This is a genomic window from Gilvimarinus japonicus (assembly GCF_042847215.1).
In the GTDB taxonomy this organism is placed as follows: Bacteria; Pseudomonadota; Gammaproteobacteria; order Pseudomonadales; family Cellvibrionaceae; genus Gilvimarinus; species Gilvimarinus japonicus.
Genome location: NZ_AP031500.1, coordinates 2,403,773 through 2,428,324 on the forward strand (window position 1 = coordinate 2,403,773; position 24,552 = coordinate 2,428,324).

A 24,552-nucleotide genomic window follows, 5' to 3' on the forward strand; every position below is an offset into this window, starting at 1 on the left:
AAGTTTGTTCCACCCTGTCCCTGGAGTCGACTTACTTGAGGTTTATTGGTTAGTTATCTCGACGCCAACACTCGCGCCTTCATACACCAGCGGATAAAACGTCAAACCAGCAGCGCAGTCAATTGAATTGAGCGCACGACCGGTGCGCAGGGAAAACTCAATGCCATGAGCGGGACAGCGCAACCCCTCTCCGGTGAAGGTGGCGCGCGTCAACGGGGCCTGCCGGTGCGGACAGCGATTGGCTATTAGATAAAGCTGCCCGTGTTCCTGCAACAGCAACAACTCTTGACCGGCCAACCGCACGGGGCGCATAAAACCATCGTCAATTTCGTGTAACTTTGCCAGTTCGATATACGCCATCGCTTTACCGTTGCTTAGCCGGCCCCATTCTCATTCAGACTTTAGTCATTACTATGCCCTAAGTCACGAATGAAGAAAAGGCGTCAAAATTGCTGCGACACTGCCGCCATAGCGCGCTACACTTGCAGCCTGACACACGCCCTCGAGCGTGACCGCACAAGCCGCCACATTCCTACTGAAGAAGGACCCGACAGAGCACCCTCATGGCAAGTTCTAACACCCAGGCGTACCTCACAAAGCTCAAAACCCTTTCAGACCAGCTAGTGGAACTGCAAAGGCCCATTCGCATTCTCGACGCGATCAAATGGCCCATTGAGGCGCAAGAGCGATTCTTTGCCGCAGGCGGCAAGCGTTTACCGGACATTGGGCGAGATTTTTACGAGCGCCATCCGCTGACTTTTGATCGCCACAAATTAACCGAGGCTTTTCGCGAACTAGACCGGGAGGTCGTCCGCCAACTGGGCCAGCAAGACGCCCTCGGACGCATTTTGCGCGACACTATAGATCAGTATCGTCTGGTCTTAGAGATGCTTGGCGCGCGCGGCACGGCGCGCTTTGGCGAACTGAGCAGACGCCTCTACGGCTCGCCTAGCGATTGCATTACGGGCGACAACAAAACCCTCTTGGACGTCGGTCAAGAGCTGTGCCGGGTATTCTCGTTGCCAGCAGCGGCTCAGCTAGCACCCTCCAGTAAACGTCAGCTGGACGCAACCGAGGCCACCGCCTATTTAAGCGCCCGAATGGACGAATACTTTGGCGCTGGCACAGTCAACGTCACCTTAAGTGACGACATTGTTTCAGACGCAGCCGCCGGTGGCGACAGCCTAAAGCTTAACCGCCGCTCACTGTTTACCCCGCAAGATCTTAACGTGCTAGAAGTGCACGAGGGCTGGGTCCACATAGGCACCACCCTCAACGGCCGCGCCCAACCCTGGGCCACTTGGCTGAGTGTTGGCTCACCGCGTATTACCGCCATCCAAGAGGGGATGGCGGTGCTTATGGAAACCTTAACCTTTAGCTCGTTTCCCAAGCGCGCGCAGCGGGTCAGCGATCGGGTCGTCGCCGTCGACATGGCCGAGCGCGGCGCCGACTTTGTCGAGCTGTTCCGGTTTTTTCGCGACCGGGGTGACAGCGAACAAGACAGCTACCGAGTCGCGCAGCGGGTGTTTCGCGGCGGTACGGTAACCGGCGGCTCAGTGTTTACTAAAGACATAAGCTACGTAAAAGGCTTCGTCGAAAACGTCGGCTTTATTCGCAGCGCCATTTTCGCGGGTCAGCCAGAAATGATTCCGCTGCTGTATCTCGGCAAGCTCACCCTGGATGACATTCCCGCCCTGCAAGAACATTTGCAGCTTGGGCACATTGTACCGCCACGTTTTTTGCCACCAATGTTTAAAAACTTGAATGGTTTATATGTTTGGTTTGGCTTTTCCAGTAGTATTGCCGGCCTCGACAACGTGCGGGTAAGAAAACATTTTTCGCGCCTTTTCGGTGACAAAAAACCGTCCTCTGCAAGCCGCGCCCCGAAACAAAGCTAAGGGTCCAACCCACCCGACAACAGGAAACGCTATCGTATGTCCCGTTTTTTTGATGTCACACTCTGCGGAACAGAGATATTTTTTGACAACTACACTGAACAGGCTGTTATTGGATTTCTGAGCGCTCGCCGTGTAGCGGCCAGCTCTTTAGAGGAGGCCGTACTGCGCGCCCGACACGAAGTATTGATTGACTGGAACTACACCCACAATGCCGACCGCAAGCTCGGCGTGCCCAAACTTACCACAGAGCAGGTGCACCCGATTAAAAAATGGTTGCACCGTCACCCAAGTGAAGATTTTTATTTTTTTGACTCCCCGGAGCGCAAACAAGAGCATTTGGCTACGATTAACAACAGCGCTAGTCCCTGGTACCGGTTTAGCAAATAAAACTCCCACCCAGTAAAGCACCACATAAAAGGTAGCTGCATCGCGTGCCATCTTACGGGGCAGTTAAACGCGCTTTTAAAGGCGTCGCGGCACTCAGTTTTTTGCCGTTTAATCTGACCTAGATGCGCTTGCGATTTTTATTTGTATCGCAAAATATTGTTCTTTAAAGTGGCAAAAAACATTTCTATTACCCATCAGACTTAGCGCAGCGGTACTGGTAAGATTTACGGACAATTAACTCTCGCGCCCAGAGCTTATCGCAAAATATATTAGCAACGGCTCATGGCAGCAAAGCTAGGCGTCAAGTAGATAGCCGGGCGCATAGCGTTCGGGGTGGCCACAAGGGACGAGACTAGCCGGCGTGATACACAGTGCGCACTTCGTCAGCCAAGATAGCAATGGCCCGGGCAATCACCGACACCGGCTGACCATAACTCAACCGCAAACACTCGTGTTGGTGCTGCCAAGGCTCTGTCAAACCGGGAAAAAAGTGGTGGCCGGAAATTACCAGTACACCCCGCGTTTTTAAACGTTGATAGAGCTGTTCGCTGGTAATGGGCAAACCTTCTAGCCAAAGCCATAAGAAGATCGCACCTTCGGGTTTATGAATACGAAAAGGCAACCCGACTAACGCACGCTCCAACAATGCCACAGTTTGCGCAGCGCGCTCGCGATAAAATGGCGCAACGGCATTGCGCCCCAATGCCAATAATTGCTCGCTGGCGATCAGTTGCCGGGCGATGGCTGGCCCCATATTACCCGCGGCTAAGCTGAGCACGGTATTGGCGCTCGCGAACGATTGAATCAGCGACTCATTCGCAATCACCACAGCCGTGCGCGCACCGGGCAACCCTAATTTCGATAAACTCAACACCAACAGAGTGTTGTCGTTCCAACTAGGACTGGCGTCGGTAAAAATGATACCGGGGAAAGGCATGCCGTAGGCGCCATCGACAATCAGCGGAACGCCATGGGCCTGCGCCTGAGCATCCAGCCGCGCCATTTCGTCATCGGTAATGACATTACCGGTCGGATTGGTCGGACGCGAAACACACAAAGCGGCCGTGTTAGCATCAATGTGAAAGCTATTAAAATCGACGTGGTATTTAAATTGCCGCTCACCGACATATTCAATGGCTGGTCGGTCAGCGCGATAGAAGTTCTCGGCCAAACCCAGCTCACTGTAGCCTAGGTATTCGGGCACGAGCGGCAATTGAATATGCCGCGCAACACCATCAGCTCCCTCGCCGGCCAACAAATTAAACAACACAAAAAATGCCGACTGGCTGCCGTTGGCAAGGGCTAGATTATGACGTGTTAAGCCCCATTTAAACTCTTTATTCAGCAGCGCAGCCAGCTCGTCCAGCAGTTGCCTATCGCCGGCTGGCGACTGATACACGCCGAGCATCTGCTGCGATTTGACCGGATCATCCAGCACTTGCTGTAAGGCTTGCTTTAATGCAGATTCAACAGCGGGAATACGCGCAGGATTGCCGCCGCCCAAAAACAGCATATCGGGGTTATCGCGCAACGCGCCGCCCAGATCCTCCATGAGTGAGACAATGCCGGACCCTTGGCTTAACGTTGCACCAAACTTAGACAATCGCATAGGGCACTATTTATGATGATGTGATCGCGAATTAAAAACGCAGAAAGGTGGCCGCGCTAGTCGCCGCAGCCGAGCATTACAATAGACCGTAAGTTTGCAGGGTGTGCTCCAACGTCGCAGCACTGACAGGCTTTTTAATAAAATCAATGGCGCCCAGCGCCGTGACCCGCTCCCGGGCGGCGGGTTGAATATCGCCGGAGATGACAATCACTAGGCATTTAAGCTGCTCGGCCGCCACCGCCTCAAGCACCGCGTAGCCGTCCATTTCCGGCATAGTCAGATCCAGCAACACCACCTCACCCAGGCCCGCACGAATCGCGCTCAGCGCTTCGGTACCGTTCGTGGCAAAACTGACCTCGACATCCCAACTCTCGGGCAAAGCACGGGCGACTTGCTTGCGCGCCATGTTCGAGTCATCACAAATTAGCAGCGGTGTACTCATTAACTAACCGTTATTATATCCGGTGACTGGTAAAACCCCATTATAGCCACGGGAGCCCCTCAAGCGCCAAACAATAAACGCTTTTTAACCCACCCGGCGCTCGCGGCATCCACTGGGGTGCCCCGCAGGCCCCTAAAACGCTATAATCGCCGCAGTTATGACTATCGTCGTAATACAGTTGCTATTACTTAACCGGATGCCTTTATATGCTGTCGATCTATCACAATCCACGGTGCTCTAAATCACGCCAAACCCTGGCCCTGCTGGAAGAGCGAGGCTTAACACCCGAGATTATTAAATACCTCGACACACCGCCCGCACCCGCGGAGCTAAAAGCGGTTATTGGCAAACTCGGCATTAGCCCTCGCGAGCTGCTACGCACAGGCGAGGCCGAGTACAAAGAGCTTGGGCTGGCGGATGCCAGCTTATCTAACACCGCGCTGATTAACGCCATGTGCCAGCACCCTAAGCTCATTGAGCGCCCTATCGTTATCAACGACACACGCGCCAAGCTTGGGCGGCCACCAGAGCAAGTATTGGACATTTTAGCCTGAGGCACCTATGAGCAACCTTCCGTACGTCCTCATTTTATACTACAGCCGCCACGGTGCCACCGCCGCGCTCGCTCAGGCCCTTGCGCACGGGGTGGAACACAGCGGGCAACTGGAAGCCCGGATTCGCACAGTTCCGCCGGTATCGCCCGACTGTGAAGCAAGTATTCCGGCGGTACCCAGCGAAGGCGCTATTTACGCCAGTGCCGATGACTTGCGCCACTGCCACGGCCTATTGCTCGGCAGCCCTACCCGGTTTGGCAACATGGCAGCGCCACTTAAATACTTTTTAGACACCACCAGCAACCTCTGGCTGGAGGGCTGCCTAATTAACAAGCCCGCCGGGGTGTTCAGCTCAAGCAACAGCTTACACGGTGGGCAAGAGTCTACGTTGCTGAGCATGATGTTGCCATTACTGCACCACGGCATGGTGATTAGCGGAATCCCCTACAGCGAGGCGGGGCTCAATAATACCCAAAACGGCGGCACCCCCTATGGCGCGACCCACTGGTCCGGAACCGCCGAACCCGCGTTAACCGAGATCGAAACCCAACTGTGCTACGCCCAAGGCCAGCGTCTAGCTCGTCTCGCCCTGCAACTGGATACCTTTACATGAAAATACCGCAATACAGCGCTGCCGATATCGCCCCGTTAACCCAGCGCTATAAAGTGGCCCGGTGGCTGACTTTAGGCAGCTTATTGGCACTTCTCGCACTGTTTTGCATCAGCAATATCGTCGAGCCCACAGGCAGCCTATTTCGGGTACTGGTGCAATGCGTTCCGCTGCTGTTGTTTATTCCCGGCATTTGGATCGGCCACCACCGCACATACAGCTGGCTTTGTTTTGTGATTTTATTTTACTTTACCGCGTTTGTGGTCGAAGCCATGTCGCCGTTTGCCAACCTTAGCGATTATTTAGCCACCGCTCTCACGGTTTTGTTGTTTCCCGCCGCGATGATGGCCAGCCGCTGGCGGCAACACTCGCGCTTAGCGGTAAGTCAAAACCCCACGTCACGCCGCAACGCAGATAGTAACGCCGAGCGCGAATAGCCAACGGTTAGATCTATCGCACAACCTGATATTTGTACGCCCAAAAAGGAACACGATGTGAACAACCCCGAGAAAAGCAAAAACAAAGGACCGGTCCGCCAACTGTTTAGCAGTATCTGGGGCGCCATCACCTGGCTAAGGCGCGCCTTGGCCAACGTTATCTTTATTATCATTATTGTTGTGATAGTGGTGGTTATCAGCCAGCAACGCGCCGATGTACTGCCGCAAAATTTCGCTTTGCGGTTGGCGCCATCGGGCATACTGGTGGACCAGCGTCAGGCGCTTGATGCACTGGCCGCACTCACCGCGGATGAATCGGCAGAAGCCGCCGAGACGTTGGTATCTGATGTTGTGCGCGCCATTAATCTTGCCGCCGATGACGATCAGGTAACGCACCTAATTCTCGACTTAAACAGTCTGCGCGGCGGCGGCGTAAGCAAGCTTTACGAAATAGGCCAAGCCTTAGAGCAGTTTAAAGCCAGTGGCAAAACTATTACCGCGCTTGCCGACAGCTACAACCAAGATCAGTACTTTTTGGCCAGCTACGCCGACCAAGTGTACCTGCACGATATGGGCTACGTGCTGTTAACAGGTTTTGCCAGTTATCACCAATATTTTAAAGACGCACTGGACAAACTCGCCTTGAACGTAAACGTGTTTAAGGTGGGTAAATACAAAGACGCCGTTGAACCCTACACCCGTAACGGCATGTCCGAGGCCTCACGCGAGCACAATCGCCTGTGGTTAAACACTCTATGGCAAGCGTACAGTAGCAACATTGAGATTCAGCGCAAACTGCCCATCGGTGCGCTCGACAATATAATCGGCCAATCAACCGAGCTTTTGCAGCAAGCCGGCGGCGATTCGGCGCTGATGGCGCAGGAGGCCGGTTTAGTCGATACCGTAGCGAGCCGTCAGGCCACTCGACAAGCGCTGATCGAGCAATTTGGTTACGACGATCACACCGACCAATACAAACACGTCAATTGGAACCGATATTTGCAACACCGCCGTGAAATACCGCTACCAGGCGCCAATTATGTCGGCCTAATTACCGCCCGCGGGGCTATTACCGCCGGCGAGCAGCCCCCTGGTATCGTCGGCAGTGACACGTTAGTGCAGCTGTTGCGTCAAGCGCGCGACGACAAAGACATAAAGGCGCTGGTGGTACGAGTAGACAGCCCAGGGGGCAGTGCCTTCGCCTCAGAGGTAATTCGCGCAGAAATCGAAGCGACTCGCAATTCAGGTATCCCAGTCATCGTTAGCATGGGCAGCGTCGCCGCCAGCGGCGGTTACTGGATGGCGACTGCGGGGGATGAGATCTGGGCGCTACCGACAACCATTACCGGCTCTATCGGTGTTTTCAGTGTTATTCCTACGCTTGAGCAATCACTTGGCAAGCTGGGTATCTATACGGACGGTATCGCCACCAGCGAGCTGGCCGGTACCATGGACCCAACGCGGGCGCTCAACCCGCAAGCCGCAACCGCTTTGCAAATGAACGTCGACAGCGTCTATCAGCGCTTTCTTAAAACAGTGGCAGACGCCCGTGGACTGAGTGTTGAACAGGTAAATGATATCGCCCAAGGCAGAGTGTGGAGTGGTGTTCACGCCCAAAAGCTTGGCTTAGTCGACAAGCTAGGCACCATGCAACAAGCAACCGCTGCGGCGGCTGAGTTTGCCGAGCTGAAGGAGTGGAAAACCAAAGAGATAACGCCGCCGCTAACACCGATGGAGCAGTTATTTATGCAGCTGGCCAATGCCGGGGTAAGCTTGCCGAGTGACTGGCAAAGCTCACTCGATAGCTTACAAACACTCGACACGCTAACCGGTGGCGCCGCAGGCAGCCGCTTACATGAGCTGACCGACCTGCTAAACAATAAGACCGACGAGATACAAGCGCGTTGCCTTAGTTGCGCGCTGATTAGTCGTCCAGGCCAATAACCAACTCTAGGCGCGCAAGGCGTTTTTGTGTGTCTAGCCGGTTTTTTACCAGCACCTGCTCAAACTCGGGCAGGTAAACGATGGTGTTGATGGCGGCGGTGTACTTACGCAATAGCTTTTGTTCGTTCGAGAGCATCGCCTGAACTACGGCGCCATCGCTTAACAGTTGGCCAAAGATAACCCGCATACGCGCTGGAACAGCGCCCAAATCGGGCCCCTCTGACACGTCATCATGGTGCGCTTTAACGACCTCCGACAAGGACTCGATTGATCGCTCGTGGCCGCGTACCAGGCTGTCAAACACACGCCGTAAACTCGGGGCTCGCACTTTGTCCCAGGCATCCTGATAACTTTGCAGCAGATCATGGTGACGGCGAATAAGGTCGTTTAAATCATCCGTCAGAAACTCACTTTTCACTTTCTCGTGTGTAATACGCATAACTCATACCTCACTGACAATGGCGCCTCGCGGCGCGTTATCCCTTTAATGGCGATCAAAAAGCCCACCAAAGGCTACTACGTATTGGTATGAGCAAAACCCGCGCCAATTATTTTTAGCGACAATAGGACCCTATTCGGCGCTATTGGCCACAGTTTTGCCAAGAAAGAGCATTTTTACGCGGTGGGAATGTAGAAGTTACAGTAAATAAGTGCCCAGCGTTAGGGGCTGGCAGCCGCCAAGGCCGTGCCGTGATGCACACAGCAAGGCGCTAGTTATCGATGCGTAGAATAAACTTTTCCGTCTTCCACGGTTTGTTGATATTGTGCGCAAACATATCATAGTCAAACTTGTCATCGCACATATCGATAAGCTTCAGAAAAGGTGTTCTACCCGGATCGGCAATTAAAATCCGTTTTACACCGGCTGTGCGCGCGCGTTTTATCAGATTAAACAAGGGCCTTGTCATTTCATCCCAAAAGCAGATTTCGCTTCCAATTAAGGTGTGCACCCCCTGTAGATCTTTTTTGGTGATTTTCTCAAAGCGTTTCGCCTCAAACGTAACGCGTTTTACACTGTTAAGGCGTTTAACAAAATCAACATAAGGGGCGAGTGCCGCATCGGCATCCACAGCGGTAACGCGCGCGTTAAACTTCTCTGCCATAAAACAGCTTAGACCACCCCAGCCGCAGCCAATCTCTACCACCTTGGCGCCCTTTTTGATGGGGTTTTGCAATAGGTAGTCCATCAATACCGCACTGGAGCGCCACACTTTAGTGCCGTGAAGCGACGGCTCATCATACAAACGTTTAAAGCGACGAATCTCTTTATGCTGCGCTTTTGGCAGTAATAGGCCGTGTAATTTATAAAGATGTTTATCGGACGCGGACAGTTTTTGTTTTGCGGTCGGTTTTGCTTTGACAGCCATAGAGAACCTTGTGGGCGTATTGTTGGTAGCATAGACAATTGTCTATGCTACCACGTCAAAAAAAATCCCATAACCTTCTTGCGCGATTGCGTTAATAGTAACTCAACGCTTGAGCTTTACCGCGGAAGATACGATACATAAAAACGGTATACGCCATGATGCTTGGCAACACGACCGCCGCACCGTATAAAATAAACCGCAACGACTCGGGCGCACTGGCCGCCTCCCAGATGGTTAATTTACCCGGTACAATATACGGGAAGTAACTGTAGGCCAGCGCCTGAAAACACAGAATAAAAATACCCACCGCGCAGGCAAACGGCACCCAACTACCAAAATCGTTGTTATAGGGAAAGTGGCGAAGATACACAAACAATGTGACAAATAAAATCGCACACATAAAAGGTATCAGCAGCAATAAAAAAGCTTGCGGTAAGCTAAACCACTTATCAAACACCTCACTACTCATGAGCGGGTTTACTCCACTCACGGCGGCAACACCCACAATCATTAAAATAGCGGTAATTTTAGCGCGCCCTGCCGCCCAGCGCTGTAGGTCACCCTCGGACTTTAGTATCAGCCAACAGGCGCCGATAAACGCATAGGCGGCCGTTACACACACCGCACTGAGCAGCCCAAAACCGATGGCTAAGATGCCACCGCTAAAGCCGGTAACGTATATACCCAGCATGTAACCCTGCGCCATTGATGCCAAGATTGAGCCGGCTTTAAAACAGCGATCCCAACGGTTTTGATGCTCGGCGTGGGCCTTAGCCCTAAAGTCAAACGCGACACCCCGCAAAATCAAGCCAAGCAACAAAAAAAACGCCGGTAGGTACAAATAACCCAATATAGCGCTATGCGCCGTGGGAAATGCGATTAGCAACAAGCCTACCGCCAGTACTAACCAGGTTTCATTCGCGTCCCAAAAAGGCCCGATGGAGGCGATCATGGTGTTGCGATGCTGAGGCTTGCCCATCGGCAAAAGAATGCCTACGCCCAAATCAAACCCGTCGAGCACCGCGTAAATCAAAATGGCGACACCCATTAGCAATATAAAAATAACCGGCAACCAATACGCTTCACCACTCATAATTTGGCCTCCTTAGCGGTTGTTTCCAGCGGCTTAACGTCACTACTAACCGCCTTGCGCGCCAGATAAAATAGCGTGTGCAAAAAAGCCACAATTAACACGATATAAACCAATACATAGGTAATGGCGGTAAACAGCACATTACCCGAGGCGGTTGTGGTAACCGCATCAGCGGTTTTAAGTACGCCGTACACCAAAAATGGCTGTCGTCCTATCTCGGTGACATACCAGCCCGCCAGAGTGGCCAACCAACCCGAGAATGTCATGGTAACCAACACTCTTTGCCAAAGAGTGGCCACATGCCCGCGACGCCAAAGCTGGAACGAGCAGCTCCAAGACACCAACAGCATCAAAAGGCCCATGCCCACCATCACGCGAAAACCCCAGAACACCGGCATAACCGGTGGGTGCTCACCGGCAAACTCATTTAAACCTTTTATTTCACCATCGCCGCTGTGGGTTAATATCCAACTCGCACCGCGCGGGATCGAAACGGAATAATCATTAGTTTGTGTCTGCTCATTAGGCAGTGCAAACAATTGTAGCGGTGCGCCTTTCTCTGTATGCCACACACCTTCCATGGCCGCAATTTTGGCCGGTTGATGCTCCAGGGTATTCAGCCCGTGCATATCGCCGACAAAGATCTGGATAGGAATCAGAATAGCCGCTAGGTAAACGCCGGTTTTGAGCGTTAAGCGCACCTCGTTTGACCGGTCGCCTTTGAGTAGCCGGTAAGCCGATACCCCAGCCACAAAAAACGACGCGGTTAACCCCGAGGCTAAGAGCATATGGGTAACCCGGTACGGCATAGACGGATTAAAGATAATCGCGGCCCAATCCAACGGATACGCGACCCCGTCGCGCATCTCAAAGCCCGTTGGCGTTTGCATCCAACTGTTGAGGGCCAATATCCAAAACGCCGACAGCGACGTACCCACCGCCACCAGCGCGGTCGCCACGGTGTGCAAGCGGTTAGACACCCGGTTACTGCCGTACAGCATAACCCCGAGAAAGGTCGCCTCTAAAAAGAATGCGGTTAACACCTCATAGCCAAGCAGCGGGCCGGCAATATTGCCCACCTTCTCCATATAGCCGGGCCAGTTGGTACCAAACTGAAACGACATGGTAATACCGCTGACAACGCCTAGGGCAAAACACAGCGCAAACACTTTAACCCAAAACCGGTAGGCGGCCATCCACGCGGTATTGCCGGTACGATCGTAGCGCAGCTTAAAAAACAGCAGCAGCCAGCACAAGGCAATAGTGATGGTAGGAAACAAAATATGAAACGTGATATTGGCCGCGAACTGAATACGCGACAACATAAAGACATCCAACATAATTACCTCGATGGATTAATAAAGACTAGCTAAGTAGCTTACTCACGCCGGCGCCAAGTTTGAGCATGCGGGCCAACTGTTTGGGCGACAGGCGTTGTATCTCATCGCTCCAGTGGGTCATCATTTCAATCAGTTTGTACATATCTTCAATTCGCGATTGCGCGTAGCGCTCGCCGCTATCCGCGGGCTTATCCATCAACAACTCGCGCATCACCGTTAGGGTTGGGTCAATTTCACGCTTGCGCCGCTCATTAATCAGCGTACGGGCGATCTCCCAAACGTCCTCGGGGGCAGTAAAGTAGTCTTTTCTGTCCCCAGCGATGTGTTGTAATCGCACCAAATTCCAGCTTTGCAGCTCTTTTAGGCCCATGCTGACATTGGAACGTGACACCGATAAGGCCGCCGCCAATTCATCGGCATTAACCGGCTCTTCTGATAGAACAATATAGGCGTACATTTGCCCTACTGTGCGATTTATCCCCCAGCGACTGCCCATTTCGCCAAAGTGGCGCACAAATGATTCGATTAACGGCGACATGAATTTTCACTAATTTCTGAAATTTCAGTAATTATACGTTATCAGAGATTACAGGCAAGCCTTTACGGACTATTTCGGCAGAGGTTACTCGACAAGAGGAAGCGGAGGTTACTCGACAAGAGGAAGCGGAGGTTCACTCGCGACTTAGGAACAAGCCGCAAGCGACGAGGCTACAGACGGGCTTAGGGGGTCTTGAGGTGCCCTGTAAACATCATTAAACGATCACTCTTAGGGGCCTCAGCTGCACGATCTTCCAAATCAAAACTGAGCACACCGTTTTCGCGACGAAGGGACTGGTGCAACAAATCCATACGAAATGAACCAGTTAAAATATCCATCACACCATCACCCGTGAAGTCGTTTATCACTAACGGCACCAAACCGCGGTAATTTTGACTGATTGGGTAAGGCGTAAAATTTTGCTTACCGTCATTTTCATACCAAATAAGCGCATTGCGTTTAGGGTCGTCCCAGTTATTAACCCAGCTGCTGGCGACGACATCCATATCACCATCGTTATCCATGTCAGCCGCAACCGCATTAACAGCACCGTAATAACGGCCCACATCATGGGCTGAGAAATTTAACCCACCTTTATTTTCAAGCCACTGCACACCGTGGTATGGCTTAGGGTCGGTTTGCGTATCAAAGGCATCGCCATTGGTAAATAGAATATCTTGGTCGCCGTCTTGATCTAAGTCCGTCACAGTCATGCTGGTAGCGCCAAACATGGGGTGCCCTGCATTCACCAAATCGAGCCGTTCAAACTGCCCCTTTCCTTGCCCAATAAAGGCAACTAAGGTTTCATGCTCTTGCGCCACTAACGTCAGCAAATCCACGATACCATCGTTGTTGATATCGGCATCGTCAATACTCAATGCGCCACTTAGCATCAGCAACGGATGCTCCTCATAACCCTCGGCGCCTTTATTTTCAAGCCAAATGACTTCACCCTTACCTTGGCCACCGAATATCGCAAGGGCAATGTCTGTATCACCATCCTGATCCAGATCTAGTGCGTTAACATCACTCACACGGCGCAGGTTGTCTTTTAGCAATTTTTTTGCAAAGCTACCGTTGCCTTTGTTAATCAGCACAAAAACTTTACCCGCACGATTATCGTTAGGCGCCAACTCACCCAGGTCGGCAACCACATAATCCAACAGATCATCGCCATTAAAATCAAACATATCCACGGCGACTGGCAGAGCGATATCGGCTACCCCCTGCTCTCGCCACGCATCTACTTTGCCACGCGGCCCCCAAAGCCGGTTAAGCTGACCCTGCTCCGCGTCTGCAACTAAAAAACTAAAGCTGTCACCGGTGCTTGGTAAAGGGGTAATAGCCATAATTTGTGGCACAAGAGTTGGCACTGATAACGCTTGAGCCGAAAAGCTTAAGGTGGGGTGCGTCGCATCAATGTACGGCAGGCTCGCTAAACGCTCCGGGCTGCTGCCATAATAAAGCGCTTTAATATGGCGCAATGCCGTATCGGGAATAAAAGTCGAACCAAATCGCTTGGCAGACAACTCGGCCATAGCATCAACAACACGGGGCCAGTCTTTTTTCGGCAATAATTGCGGTGAGGGAGGCGCATGGCAAGCGCCACAGTACTGTTTTACCAAGCTGACAGCTTCTTGCTGGGTAACACCCTTCTGCGCGCGGGCAAAGCAGGGAGTGAAAAGCATCGCAACGACCGAGCTGAGCAATACCAGTCTCACCGTTACCGTGTTAATCCAGCGCAATACCAACATACAGATTAAACTCTTACTCCGCGTTCTCACTTTAAAGCGATCAAAAATCACCCATCCCTAGCGATGAATCAACCAGCACCAAACAAGCCGGCTACATGAAAAATAACAGCTTCATCGCCGCCAGACGCATTAATAACACATTTTAGGTGCAATCACTAACGCCCTAAGAATCTAATAAATACTGTAAATATCGCTCGTGTGTTGGCATAGCCTGCACCTGTTTCTCCAGGCCTTGGGCAATTGACTGTAACAACCCGTTTAACTCTCGCTCGGGCATTTCATCCACCACCCTATGGTACTTCTTAGGAACTAACCCCTGACCAATCATGACCTGAAACCACGAATCCACAAACAGCTCATTATTTCGGACAAAAAAGCGACCCGTTTGCGCAAACAGCTCAAGTCGCTCAGACAAACTATCGGGCACATCCATGGCTTGACAGTGCCGCCAAAAAGCGGAATCGTCGCGCTCAGTCAAATGATAATGTAACACTATAAAGTCGCGGATCTGCTCATAGTCAAAATCGGCATGCCGGTTAAACTCAGCAACATCCAATGGCGAAATCTCATCACTGGGGAACAACTTAATCAGCTTCAAAATATTTTGCTGAATCAAGTGAATACTGGTGGACTCTAGCGGCTCGATAAAACCCGCCGACAAGCCAATGGCAACACAGTTTTTATGCCATTGCTGCTTTCGCTTACCCGTGGTAAAACGAATAAAGCGTGGCTCGCTCACAGCGTCGCCTTCGATCTGATCCAGCAAGCGAGCCACCGCCTCGTCATCCGACAAGTGCTTAGCTGAGTAAACCAGCCCGTTGCCCATGCGATGTTGTAACGGTATCGCCCAACGCCAACCGGCATCGTGTGCGATGGCCCGAGTGTATGGCGCTGCAGCGGTTACCGAGCTGCTCTGTACCGCCACGGCCCGATCGCAGGGCAACCAATGGGACCAATCGTCGTAGCCCGTCTTTAAAGTTTGCTCAATTAAAAGCCCGCGAAACCCGCTGCAATCGATAAACAGATCCCCGGCAACACATTGCCCACCGGCCAACGTGACAGCGGTTATATCACCAGAGTCTGGGTGTTGTGTAACCCGCTCCACCTTACCCTCAATACGCTTTACACCCTGCTGCTCGGCAAGCTTACGTAAAAACTGGCCATAACGGGTGGCGTCCATGTGATAAGCGTAGTTTAAGCCACCTTTTGCTCCTTTTGGTGGCTGAGCAAACCGACCAGAAAGAGCGGCTTTTGCCTCTAGACAATAGTCACTAAAGGATTCGCTAATCCCTAAATCTAAACCACGGCGCCAAAAATTGTGAAAGCCAGCCGCCCAAAAATCTTTACCGGTAGAACCAAAGCCATGGAAATAGCTTTTATCCAAAGCCTGCCAGTTCTCAAAATTAATACCGAGTTTAAATGTTGCTTGGGTTTCGCGAATTAAATCTCGCTCATTAATCCCTAACAGCTTATTAAAAAACAATAAGGTCGGTATCGTCGCTTCGCCCACACCCACGGTACCGATCTCATCCGACTCGACCAACTCTACCGCAAGGTGGCTTAGCACTTTAGATATAGCCGCAGCGGCCATCCAACCAGCGGTACCACCACCTACGATAACGACCTTATTAACATTTGGCATATTATTCTCTTCTGAAAAAAAGCAGCCGTTATTAATAATAACGGCTGCTTTTGTTATCACACCATTACGACTCTCGATTTAGAACGAATAGCGTGCTCCAAGCGCATAGCGTGCTTGCTGCTCACCATAAAATAACAGGCTGTTTACCGTACGGCCATGAACCCGTATGTCTTCTTCGGTGACATTAATCCCTTCAAAAAACACGTTTAGATTGTCAGTAATATCATAGCTAACATTGAGGTCTACTTGGCCATAGGCCTCGGTGTAAGCAGGCTCTTGTTGGCCATTACCCTGCGCTGTACCACTTAAGAACTCATCGCGCCAGTTATAGGCCAAACGCGCCTGCCAGCCATTTTTATCATAGAACGCTACGACGTTGGCGGAGTCACTCAAGCCCAACAAAGCAAATTGATCTTCACCAATCACGCTGTTGTCGTAACCTATATCACCATCAACGGTAGTGAAGTTAACAATACCACCAAAACCGCTATCGCCAAACATATGCTGTACAGCAAATTCAAAACCATCAATTGAGGCTTCTTTTTCATTAACCGGCACACGCACAGTATAATTTAGAGAATCATAACTACTGGTATCCCCCAGCAACTCACCGGTCGTTCCGTCAATCCAGCCCTGTGCAACATAGTAATCACGGACATCCTTACCAAAATTATCGGCCGTTGCAACTGCCGCCGCTTCATCATAGCGTGGGCCTGTTGCAGGATTTTTAATGCCTGGAAAGAGTATCTCCTGCTGAATGCTAGTACCAATAAAATTCTCTACATCTTTAGCGTAGTACCCCAATGAAATATAGCTACCATCTGCGTAATACCACTCGGCCGAAAAGTCTAGGTTAGTCGACTCAAAGGGGTCAAGATCCGGGTTACCGGCGGTGGCGGTACTATTGTCGTAAGTTCGCGCCTGCGGGCTATCCGGGACAGCGGCACCCTGCAAGTTAGAGTAACTAGGACGAGAGATAGTCTTGCTATAAGAAGCTCGCAACAGTACGTCATCCAGCAGGTTAACACTGAAATCCAGGTTTGGTAGAACGTTGCTATAATCTCCAGAACCCTCACGGAATACACCTCCCTCGGCACTTAACAATAGCTCGTTGGGGGTCTTCCAGGCGCCGCTTATGTAGTTAGGCAACAAAGTCGAAGAGGTAACGTCAGTCTTCTCGTAGCGAACGCCGAGCGCCAACTGTGTTGGCATTTTCGCCATTTCCCACGCAAGATTTACCTGCGCATAGGCAGACGTTTGCTCTTCTTTCATGCGGTTATCGACCGAGTACTCGGGGTCGATACACAGGGTGTCACCTTCACAGTCTGCAAACACATTACCACCGGCACCTTCGCCATCCGGATTTTGCTGGTAGAAACGTGCTAGGTCGCCCGAAAACTGATCGTAATCCACATCGACATACTGACCGTAAACACCGCCTTGATCGAACGATTCAAAAGCACTGCCTAGCTGTTTAAATTCAAAAGCCGAATCATCAAAGTTATTATCACCGTCACCGGCCGCCGCATTCCAGCCACCGCCAATATCGGTGTAACCCACACCACCCCAATTGCCGCCTTGATTTAAGCTAAACGCGGTACGGTTATCAATTTCCGTTGACGCGAGACCAAAATCCACGCTCTGAACAATGCCACTGTCAAAGTCGAAGCTACCGTCAAACTGTATTTGCTCAACCTCAGACTTCATGTAGCTGTTGCGATGACTGGTACCCGTCGAAATAATATCACTCGCGGTGAGGTCGCCATCGGTCATTTCGACACTCATCACGGGCATATCTTGCGAGAAATCCACCCTTGTGGTGCCACGCTCGAAACCGGTGGCGGTCACAATATTATCGTTACCCCGTGCGTCTTTACCGTGCGCCTCAGCATCAGAGCTGTGATAGTCCAGTGCCAATGTTAATCGCTCAGTCGCATCCCACACAACATTAAGGCCGGTAGAGCTTGTTTCATTAATATTGCCCCAATTACCAACACCAAAACCAACATCGCAACAGTCTGTTGAAACCAACTGATCGGGGGTCACCACGCCATCCGCATCGGCACCCGTGAATACTGTACCTCCGGTCTGAGTATTAAAACCACCACCAAACCATGCAGACAGCTCTTGGCGTTGCTGCTCTACGTCCAATTCCGCATAGGTGTAGTCAGCCGTGGCCGTCAAGGTATCAATAGGACTCCACTGCAACGTTACTTGAGCGTTGGTGCGCTCGCGTTGAATATCATCTAAACGGTATAAAAAGTTTTGCGGGGTAGACATTAAGTCACCCTCTTCTACCGGGTAGTTCTCCAACAAAAAGGCATCTAGGCCAGGGTTTGTACTACCGACACGCAGAGAGTTCCAGCCCGAGGACACATTACCTGAATCCGACGCACTATCGCGCGCTTGATAACTAGCACTGATTGCTAGGCCAATAGTATCGTCGGCAAACGTGTTGCTGTAGATACCAGAAATTTCCGGTGTAACATCATCACCCGCACGATTGGTTTGATCGGCAACAGCTTTAACCCCAACACTAGCGTTTAACCCCGGGTTTTCAAGCGGCCGGGTAGTCTTGATATTAATGGTCGAACCGATACCACCCGTCACCAAGTCTGCTTTGCCGGTTTTATACACATCCACACCCGATACCGACTCGGCGGCTAGATTGGCAAAGTCAAATGAGCGTGAGCTACTCGCGGAGGTAGCGTTGATATTAGCGGTCGGCATTTGGCGACCATTCAAGGTAATCATGTTGTAGTCTGGACCAAAACCACGGACCGTGACTCGCGAGCCTTCATTATTCTGGCGATCAATGGAAACACCGGTAACACGCTGCAGCGACTCGGCTAAGTTGGTATCGGGAAACTTACCAATATCCTCTGCCGAGATGGCATCTACCACCCCTTGGGAGTCGCGTTTAATATCCATCGCGCGATCTAGCGAGGCCCGAATACCGGTAACAACAACCTCTTCCAGCACGTCTGTATTGTCTTGTGCAAATACCGCAGCGGCAGGCAATGTGCCCATCAGTGCAGCAATTGATGTGGATAATATGGTCCGCTTCATAGTTGATTGACTCATTATTTTTGTACCCCAATTGTGATCAGTTCACCTGCTGTACTGCATCTGCACTTACGTCAGAACCGAGCTCTCCTCATCGCGCCACAGCAAGTCATTGGTTTTGCTCGCACCCTAGGTAAACCAGTATCTAAGGAGCCCCAACCAGAGTGGGCAAACCTCCGGCTACGCCAACCTGCAAGCATAACGACACCAACGGTGTTCGTTATCGTTAACGTTAACAGTAGATTTATAGTGTGTCAACGTTATCTGTAACGATAACATTCGTAGAAAATAGGCAAAACCAAAAGACTTATGCGCTACTTGCCGCAAATGTCAGAGTTTTATATCAAAGAGCGGTAAAACTCAGCGTATTAGCTAAGAGGCCAGCCAAAGCCGTCTTCAGTGCGCCCTAATATTTACCGCCACTTGGAGGCAAAAAAGTACCTGCGGCGACATCAAAGGTATTGTTGTATTGTTGTTTACGAGTCGCTATTCCACCCAACGGGTCATCATCAGATACGCAACTTTTTGCGCCATAGGTTTGATCATTAAAAAACTCTTAGTGCTGGGGTAATTGCTTTACCAGAGCCTGACGCCCCACTGTAGCAATTGGTGTCAATGTCAAAACAACCTCATAAAAGGCGCAAACCCAGCTGTCACCGGTTGTTGATTCAGAGTTATCGCAGTATTGTCACAGGCAAGTAAGTGCCGTATGCCATCTCATTCACACCACTCTAAACGGTAGATATGAACTATACATCCAGCCCACTAATGGAGCGCATCCGCCGATGTACCTTATGCGAGCAGCATTTGCCGCTAGCCCCCAAGCCGGTTCTGCAAGCCGAGCGTAACGCCAAGATCTTGATCGCAGCGCAAGCGCCTGGCAAGCTCGCTCACGAGGCTGGCCGTCCATTTGACGACCCCAGTGGCGATCGGCTGCGCCGCTGGCTGGGGGTCAGCCACGAGCAATTCTACGATCCGGGTTTATTTGCGCTGGTGCCTATGGGGTTTTGCTACCCCGGTACCCGAGCAGGTGGCGACCTGCCCCCGAGGCCCGAGTGTGCCCCGACATGGCGAGAAGAGCTGCTGGAGTATTTATCCCAGATAAAGTTAACGTTGGTAATCGGTCAGTACGCCCAAACATACCATTTACCCAACAGCGAGAGGACTTTGACAGAGCGTGTGGGCAATTGGCGTAAATATTGGCCCGCACAGCTGCCCCTGCCTCACCCGAGTGGCCGCAATAATCGTTGGCTGGCAAAAAATCCGTGGTTTGAACAAGAGGTAATTCCTGCACTGCAAATACGCGTGCAGGAAATTCTTAACAATCAGTCGTGAGGGAGCTTACGACAAACGCATTTTGAAATCGTCGTAACCAAATTCGCGTATAACCTGTAGCTCATCGGTTCGCGAATCCCACAAGGCGATAGCCGGCAAGTTAATACCGTTAAAGGTTGTGGTTTTCACCATGGTGTAGTGCGCCATATCATCAAACACCAAGCGCTGGCCAACCTCTAGCGGCTGAGTAAAACTATAATCCCCAATCACATCACCCGCCAGGCAGGTCATACCACCCAACCGATAAGTGTGGTCCAATTCTCCGGCCTCACCGGCACCCAGCACATCGGCGCGGTATGGCATCTCCAGTGTATCTGGCATATGACAGGTAGCCGAGGTATCTAAAATCGCTTGCGCTACAGTGCTGTGAAACACATCCAACACCTCAGACACCAAAACCCCGCTGCGAATTGCCACCGCCTCGCCCGGCTCTAGATAGACCTGCACATCAAATTGCTCCGAGAAATTACGCACCAGCGCGATTAGCTCATCGATTTGATAGTTCTCGCGCGTAATATGATGGCCACCACCGAAATTTACCCACCGCATTTGCGCCAGGTAACGGCCAAATTTTTCCTCCACCGCGGCGAGGGTGCGCGCCAGTGGCGGCACATCTTGCTCACACAGCGTGTGAAAGTGCAGGCCCGATATTCCCTCTAAAAAATCGGGCTGAAACTCCGACAGCGGAACACCCATGCGCGATTTCGGCGCACACGGATCGTACAGTGGTACATCACCTTCAGAGTGCTCGGGGTTAATACGTAGGCCAAACTTTAACTCAGGCCGATCCTGCTGCGCAGCCAAGCACAAGGGCTTAAAACGCTGCCATTGGCTCATCGAGTTAAACACCACGTGATCTGACAGCTTTAGCACTTCAATTAAATCGGCTTCCTTGAAAGCGGCCGAATAGGTATGCACCTCACCACCATAGTATTCCCGCGCAAGCTTTGCCTCATTGACACCGCTGGCGCAGCTGCCCCACAAGTATTTTTGATTAAGCTCCGCCAACGACCAACAGCTAAACGCTTTTAACGCGCCCAGCACTTTTGCGCCACTTTGCTGCCCTACGTGATGCAACAACTTAAGGTTGTCCTCAACCGCTGCGCGATCCACCACAAAACAAGGCGATGGCACACGAGTGGCATCAAACTGAGAAAAATATTGCCGTTTTTTCATCGCTATTTCCGCTGCGCAATATAAAAACGGCGGCCTTCGCCGCCGTCAAACAATGGTGAGGTGTAGCTATCTACTTTTCCATACCTGTAGGCTGGTCTATCTCGACGACCTGCCAAGGCAACCCGTATTGATTCAAATCATCCATAAAGGGGTCTGGGTCAAGTTGCTCCATATTCCACACCCCGGCACCGGCCCATTTTTTCTCCAGCATCATCTTGGCGCCAATCATTGCAGGCACACCAGTGGTGTAAGAGATCGCTTGCGACTGGACCTCGGCGTAACACTCTTGGTGATCGCATATATTGTATATGTAATAAGTTTTCTTAACGCCGTCTTTTACGCCTTGTGCGATACAACCAATGCACGTTTTACCTTTTGTTAAGGGTCCAAGGCTCGCCGGATCAGGCAGCAAGGCTTTTAAAAACTGCAGCGGAATAATCTCTTTGCCTTCAAATTCAACCGGTTCTATCGAGGTCATCCCAATATTACCCAACACCTCCAGGTGCTTAAGATAGTTATCAGAGAATGTCATCCAAAAACGTGCCCGTTTAATCTCAGGCAAATGCTTGGTAATGGATTCCAGCTCTTCGTGATACATCAGGTAAATTTGTTTGGGCCCGATACCCGCCGGAAAATCAAATGAGCGATTTTCTTTTAGTGGTGCGGTTTCTTGCCAATGGCCGTCTTGCCAATAACGGCCATTGGCCGTTACTTCACGGATATTAATTTCGGGGTTAAAGTTGGTAGCAAACGGCATCCCGTGATCACCAGCATTACAGTCGATAATATCCAAGTAGTGAATTTCGTCTAAATAATGCTTTTTCAAATAAGCGGTGTACACATTGGTCACCCCAGGATCGAACCCCGAGCCCAACAGCGCCATACGGCCAGCTTCGGTAAACTTATCTTGATAAGCCCACTGCCATTTGTACTCGAACTTAGCCTCTTCTGGCGGCTCGTAGTTGGCGGTATCAAGGTAGTCCACACCAGCTTCTAAGCAGGCGTCCATAATGGCTAAGTCCTGATAAGGTAGAGCGACGTTGATGACTAAGTCGGGTTTCTCGCGCTTTAGCAGGGCAACGGTCTCAGCGACATTATCCGCATCGACCTGCGCAGTAGATACCGGCCTTGGCAGTTGCGCTGCAATCACTTTACATTTAGATTCGGTACGACTGGCCAGCACGATCTCGGTAAACACTTCCGGCAACTGCGCACACTTGTGGGCCACTACTCCACCGACGCCGCCGGCGCCGATAATCATTACTTTAGCCATAAACCTTTCCTCTAACGTTGGATCGTTAACGTTCAAAATAGGTGTAACCACGCAGGCTTTCAGAGTACGCACTTAACATACTCTGGCGCTCCGACACATTGATACGGCCATCTCGCACGGCCTGCTCTGCAGCCACCCGGAACTGGCGAAACATCTGTTGTGGGTCGTACTCGACATAACTCAACACGTCGGCAATACTGTCGCCGTGCAACTCGTGAACAAAATCGACACTACCGTCAGTGTTAATGCGCACACTGGCAACGTTGGTATCGCCAAACAAGTTGTGTAGATCACCCAGGGTCTCTTGGTAAGCCCCCACTAAAAACACACCTAAATAATACTCTTCGCCTTCTTTTACCGAGTGCAACGACAAAGTTCGAGTCTCGCCCTCTGGCCCGGCAAAGCTATCGAGTTTACCGTCACAATCGCAGGTTAAATCCGCGATAGTAGCCTGACGATTAGGCTTTTCATCCAAACGGTGTATAGGCATCACCGGAAACACTTGGTTAATTGCCCAAGAATCTGGCAACGACTGGAACACGCTAAAGTTACCGTAGTAAATATCAGCCAGCTGTTCGGGTAGCTGCTCAAGCTCTGGCGGAATACGTTTCATCTCAGGCAGTAGCGCGACAATACGCTGCAACCCAGCAAAACAAAGGTTTTCTGCAAATGCCCGCTCGCGCAAACTCACCTCACCGCTAAAAAAGCAGTCGCGAACTTGATCACGGTAATAGATAACATCGTTATAGCTTTCTTGCAGCTTATTTACGTTGATCGCCTTGAGGGTAAACCACAGGTTGGATACCTGCTCGTGACTCTCTTCGGGTAATTCAGACGGTACCGGGCCCGGCTCAAAGTGGCCAACATCTAATACGTTAAACAACAGTACTGAGGTGTGCGCCACCGTGGCTCGGCCTGACTCTGTGACAATGGTCGGGTGCGGCAAGTTATGCGCGTTTAATTGTTGCGCCAACGCCTCGACGACATCGACGCAATACTCCTGCACCGAATAGTTGCGACTGTGACCACTTACGCTGCTGGTTCCGTCGTAATCAATGGCCAGACCGCCACCAAGATCGATATAGCTGAGTGGTGCACCTTCACCAACCATGGCGATGTAATAGCGGCAAGCCTCTAAAACACCGGCGCGAATACTGCGAATATTTGGAATTTGCGATCCTAGGTGAAAATGCAAAAGCTCTAGGCAATGCAGTAAATCAGCACTGCGTAGTTGGTCCATCACCTCGATCAGATGATTCGTCGTTAAACCGAAGAGGCTACGGTCGCCGCTATCCTCTGCCCAATGCCCTTCTACTTTTGTGGAAAGCTTTAAACGCACCCCAAGAATTGGGTCAACACCCAACAACCGGCTACGCTCTATCACCAGCTTCACTTCGGCGACGGTCTCCAGCACAAAAATGCACTTAAAGCCCAGCTTACGAGCTTGCAAACCCAGATCAATAAACTCAGCATCTTTATAGCCATTACAAATAATCAGGCTTTCTAGGTTTTTTAAGGTCGACATGGCGATCATCAGCTCAGCCTTACTGCCAGCTTCAAGACCATGGTTATAGCGCTCGCCAAAACGCGCAATTTCTTCGACAATATGACTTTGCTGATTCACCTTAATAGGAAACGCACCGCGATACACACCCTGGTAACCGGTCGTGGCAATGGCCTCAGCAAATGATTCGTTGAGTATACTAATACGGCTATCGACTAAGTTCTCGATACGTAACAATACGGGCATCTCCAGCCCCCGCTGCTGTAACCCATCAATAATATGGGTTAAATCAACGGACACATCCGCGGCACCTTCACCGGGCGCGCGCACTTCGACATTACCAGCGTGGTTGATACCAAAATAACCACTGCCCCACTCTTCAATACCGTAGAGCTCAGCCGAATGCTTTGCTGACCAACTATCAGAGGTTTCTTTCAATCGCTCAACTCCTGTTTAGGGTGTGCAGATAACGGAGAACATCCGCTCAAAGTCGCGCAATTCTCCACATTTTGGGCTAAAAGAAAAGGCTTTTGATAGCAACTTTTGCAGTTTGCTCACCATGCCAGAGATCACCAATCTTGGC

21 protein-coding genes are annotated in these 24,552 nt (G+C 51.2%); 7 read left to right on the top strand and 14 right to left on the bottom strand.

Annotated elements, in window-relative coordinates; all coding sequences use genetic code 11:
- Positions 1-42 precede the first annotated feature (42 nt).
- The gene (locus ACGHAD_RS10270; protein WP_382415224.1) at positions 43-360 is read right to left on the bottom strand and encodes a Rieske (2Fe-2S) protein; all 318 of its coding nucleotides are present in this window, start codon (positions 358-360) and stop codon (positions 43-45) included.
- Between the two features lie 203 nt (positions 361-563).
- Between ACGHAD_RS10270 and ACGHAD_RS10275 the strand changes: the two genes are divergently transcribed.
- Both ACGHAD_RS10275 and ACGHAD_RS10280 read left to right on the top strand, forming a co-directional pair.
- Positions 564-1,898, top strand: a complete 1,335-nt coding sequence (locus tag ACGHAD_RS10275; protein WP_382415222.1) for a flavohemoglobin expression-modulating QEGLA motif protein — start codon at positions 564-566, stop codon at positions 1,896-1,898.
- Positions 1,899-1,934: 36 nt separating this feature from the next.
- Positions 1,935-2,285 carry a hypothetical protein gene (locus ACGHAD_RS10280; RefSeq protein ID WP_382415220.1) on the top strand — a complete coding sequence of 117 codons (351 nt, stop codon included), beginning with the start codon at positions 1,935-1,937 and terminating at the stop codon, positions 2,283-2,285.
- Between the two features lie 352 nt (positions 2,286-2,637).
- Here the strand turns inward: ACGHAD_RS10280 and ACGHAD_RS10285 are convergent, their stop codons facing one another.
- Complete coding sequence (locus ACGHAD_RS10285; RefSeq protein WP_382415218.1) at positions 2,638-3,894, bottom strand: valine--pyruvate transaminase; 1,257 nt, start codon at positions 3,892-3,894, stop codon at positions 2,638-2,640.
- Positions 3,895-3,970: 76 nt separating this feature from the next.
- Complete coding sequence (locus ACGHAD_RS10290; RefSeq protein WP_339614945.1) at positions 3,971-4,336, bottom strand: response regulator; 366 nt, start codon at positions 4,334-4,336, stop codon at positions 3,971-3,973.
- 206 nt (positions 4,337-4,542) lie between these two features.
- On the opposite strand from ACGHAD_RS10290, the gene arsC reads away from it, so the two are divergent.
- Genes arsC through sppA form a run of 4 tightly spaced genes read left to right on the top strand, consistent with a single transcriptional unit; the run spans position 4,543 to position 7,881 of the window.
- Positions 4,543-4,890 (top strand): arsenate reductase (glutaredoxin), encoded by a 348-nt coding sequence (gene arsC / locus ACGHAD_RS10295; protein ID WP_339614944.1) that lies wholly within the window; start codon positions 4,543-4,545, stop codon positions 4,888-4,890.
- A gap of 7 nt (positions 4,891-4,897) precedes the next feature.
- Positions 4,898-5,503, top strand: a complete 606-nt coding sequence (gene wrbA, locus ACGHAD_RS10300) for an NAD(P)H:quinone oxidoreductase (protein ID WP_382415215.1) — start codon at positions 4,898-4,900, stop codon at positions 5,501-5,503.
- Positions 5,500-5,937 (top strand): DUF2069 domain-containing protein, encoded by a 438-nt coding sequence (locus ACGHAD_RS10305; RefSeq protein WP_339614942.1) that lies wholly within the window; start codon positions 5,500-5,502, stop codon positions 5,935-5,937. Before wrbA ends, ACGHAD_RS10305 begins: the two co-directional genes overlap by 4 nt.
- Before the next feature lie 57 nt (positions 5,938-5,994).
- Positions 5,995-7,881 (top strand): signal peptide peptidase SppA, encoded by a 1,887-nt coding sequence (sppA, locus tag ACGHAD_RS10310; protein ID WP_382415213.1) that lies wholly within the window; start codon positions 5,995-5,997, stop codon positions 7,879-7,881.
- On the opposite strand, the gene ACGHAD_RS10315 is transcribed toward sppA, so the two are convergent.
- The 8 genes from ACGHAD_RS10315 to ACGHAD_RS10350 form a co-directional block, all read right to left on the bottom strand.
- Positions 7,862-8,320: a DUF2383 domain-containing protein gene (locus ACGHAD_RS10315; protein WP_339614940.1), complete on the bottom strand. Its 459-nt coding sequence runs from the start codon at positions 8,318-8,320 to the stop codon at positions 7,862-7,864. The two genes, sppA and ACGHAD_RS10315, sit on opposite strands and share 20 nt — an antisense overlap.
- 271 nt (positions 8,321-8,591) lie before the next feature.
- Complete coding sequence (locus ACGHAD_RS10320) at positions 8,592-9,248, bottom strand: class I SAM-dependent methyltransferase (protein ID WP_382415211.1); 657 nt, start codon at positions 9,246-9,248, stop codon at positions 8,592-8,594.
- 91 nt (positions 9,249-9,339) lie between these two features.
- A complete protein-coding gene (locus ACGHAD_RS10325) occupies positions 9,340-10,341 on the bottom strand; it encodes a cytochrome d ubiquinol oxidase subunit II (protein ID WP_382415209.1) in 1,002 nt (333 codons plus the stop codon).
- Positions 10,338-11,681, bottom strand: coding sequence for a cytochrome ubiquinol oxidase subunit I (locus ACGHAD_RS10330; RefSeq protein WP_382415207.1), 1,344 nt, complete (start codon positions 11,679-11,681; stop codon positions 10,338-10,340). The genes ACGHAD_RS10325 and ACGHAD_RS10330 overlap by 4 nt, the downstream gene beginning before the upstream one ends.
- A 25-nt stretch (positions 11,682-11,706) precedes the next feature.
- Positions 11,707-12,219: a GbsR/MarR family transcriptional regulator gene (locus ACGHAD_RS10335; protein ID WP_339614936.1), complete on the bottom strand. Its 513-nt coding sequence runs from the start codon at positions 12,217-12,219 to the stop codon at positions 11,707-11,709.
- A gap of 182 nt (positions 12,220-12,401) precedes the next feature.
- On the bottom strand, positions 12,402-13,973 hold the full coding sequence (locus ACGHAD_RS10340; RefSeq protein ID WP_382415205.1) for an FG-GAP-like repeat-containing protein: 1,572 nt from the start codon (positions 13,971-13,973) through the stop codon (positions 12,402-12,404).
- A gap of 163 nt (positions 13,974-14,136) precedes the next feature.
- Positions 14,137-15,615 carry a tryptophan halogenase family protein gene (locus tag ACGHAD_RS10345; protein WP_382415203.1) on the bottom strand — a complete coding sequence of 493 codons (1,479 nt, stop codon included), beginning with the start codon at positions 15,613-15,615 and terminating at the stop codon, positions 14,137-14,139.
- A gap of 78 nt (positions 15,616-15,693) precedes the next feature.
- Complete coding sequence (locus ACGHAD_RS10350; RefSeq protein ID WP_382415201.1) at positions 15,694-18,684, bottom strand: TonB-dependent receptor; 2,991 nt, start codon at positions 18,682-18,684, stop codon at positions 15,694-15,696.
- A gap of 741 nt (positions 18,685-19,425) precedes the next feature.
- On the opposite strand from ACGHAD_RS10350, the gene ACGHAD_RS10355 reads away from it, so the two are divergent.
- Positions 19,426-20,016, top strand: coding sequence for a uracil-DNA glycosylase family protein (locus ACGHAD_RS10355; RefSeq protein ID WP_382415199.1), 591 nt, complete (start codon positions 19,426-19,428; stop codon positions 20,014-20,016).
- 6 nt (positions 20,017-20,022) lie between these two features.
- On the opposite strand, the gene nspC is transcribed toward ACGHAD_RS10355, so the two are convergent.
- The 3 genes from nspC to speA form a co-directional block, all read right to left on the bottom strand.
- The gene (nspC, locus tag ACGHAD_RS10360; RefSeq protein ID WP_382415197.1) at positions 20,023-21,192 is read right to left on the bottom strand and encodes a carboxynorspermidine decarboxylase; all 1,170 of its coding nucleotides are present in this window, start codon (positions 21,190-21,192) and stop codon (positions 20,023-20,025) included.
- 70 nt (positions 21,193-21,262) lie between these two features.
- On the bottom strand, positions 21,263-22,465 hold the full coding sequence (locus ACGHAD_RS10365) for a saccharopine dehydrogenase family protein (RefSeq protein ID WP_382415195.1): 1,203 nt from the start codon (positions 22,463-22,465) through the stop codon (positions 21,263-21,265).
- A 25-nt stretch (positions 22,466-22,490) separates the two neighbouring features.
- Positions 22,491-24,407: a biosynthetic arginine decarboxylase gene (gene speA / locus ACGHAD_RS10370; RefSeq protein ID WP_339614929.1), complete on the bottom strand. Its 1,917-nt coding sequence runs from the start codon at positions 24,405-24,407 to the stop codon at positions 22,491-22,493.
- Between the last annotated feature and the right edge of the window lie 145 nt (positions 24,408-24,552).

Coding starts and splice junctions, on each gene's coding strand:
- ACGHAD_RS10270 (WP_382415224.1), bottom strand. CDS start 360: ATGGCGTATATCGAACTGGCAAAGTTACACGAAATTGACGATGGTTTT.
- ACGHAD_RS10275 (WP_382415222.1), top strand. CDS start 564: ATGGCAAGTTCTAACACCCAGGCGTACCTCACAAAGCTCAAAACCCTT.
- ACGHAD_RS10280 (WP_382415220.1), top strand. CDS start 1,935: ATGTCCCGTTTTTTTGATGTCACACTCTGCGGAACAGAGATATTTTTT.
- ACGHAD_RS10285 (WP_382415218.1), bottom strand. CDS start 3,894: ATGCGATTGTCTAAGTTTGGTGCAACGTTAAGCCAAGGGTCCGGCATT.
- ACGHAD_RS10290 (WP_339614945.1), bottom strand. CDS start 4,336: ATGAGTACACCGCTGCTAATTTGTGATGACTCGAACATGGCGCGCAAG.
- arsC (WP_339614944.1), top strand. CDS start 4,543: ATGCTGTCGATCTATCACAATCCACGGTGCTCTAAATCACGCCAAACC.
- wrbA (WP_382415215.1), top strand. CDS start 4,898: ATGAGCAACCTTCCGTACGTCCTCATTTTATACTACAGCCGCCACGGT.
- ACGHAD_RS10305 (WP_339614942.1), top strand. CDS start 5,500: ATGAAAATACCGCAATACAGCGCTGCCGATATCGCCCCGTTAACCCAG.
- ACGHAD_RS10315 (WP_339614940.1), bottom strand. CDS start 8,320: ATGCGTATTACACACGAGAAAGTGAAAAGTGAGTTTCTGACGGATGAT.
- ACGHAD_RS10320 (WP_382415211.1), bottom strand. CDS start 9,248: ATGGCTGTCAAAGCAAAACCGACCGCAAAACAAAAACTGTCCGCGTCC.
- ACGHAD_RS10325 (WP_382415209.1), bottom strand. CDS start 10,341: ATGAGTGGTGAAGCGTATTGGTTGCCGGTTATTTTTATATTGCTAATG.
- ACGHAD_RS10330 (WP_382415207.1), bottom strand. CDS start 11,681: ATGTTGGATGTCTTTATGTTGTCGCGTATTCAGTTCGCGGCCAATATC.
- ACGHAD_RS10335 (WP_339614936.1), bottom strand. CDS start 12,219: ATGTCGCCGTTAATCGAATCATTTGTGCGCCACTTTGGCGAAATGGGC.
- ACGHAD_RS10340 (WP_382415205.1), bottom strand. CDS start 13,973: ATGTTGGTATTGCGCTGGATTAACACGGTAACGGTGAGACTGGTATTG.
- ACGHAD_RS10345 (WP_382415203.1), bottom strand. CDS start 15,615: ATGCCAAATGTTAATAAGGTCGTTATCGTAGGTGGTGGTACCGCTGGT.
- ACGHAD_RS10350 (WP_382415201.1), bottom strand. CDS start 18,684: ATGAAGCGGACCATATTATCCACATCAATTGCTGCACTGATGGGCACA.
- ACGHAD_RS10355 (WP_382415199.1), top strand. CDS start 19,426: ATGAACTATACATCCAGCCCACTAATGGAGCGCATCCGCCGATGTACC.
- nspC (WP_382415197.1), bottom strand. CDS start 21,192: ATGAAAAAACGGCAATATTTTTCTCAGTTTGATGCCACTCGTGTGCCA.
- ACGHAD_RS10365 (WP_382415195.1), bottom strand. CDS start 22,465: ATGGCTAAAGTAATGATTATCGGCGCCGGCGGCGTCGGTGGAGTAGTG.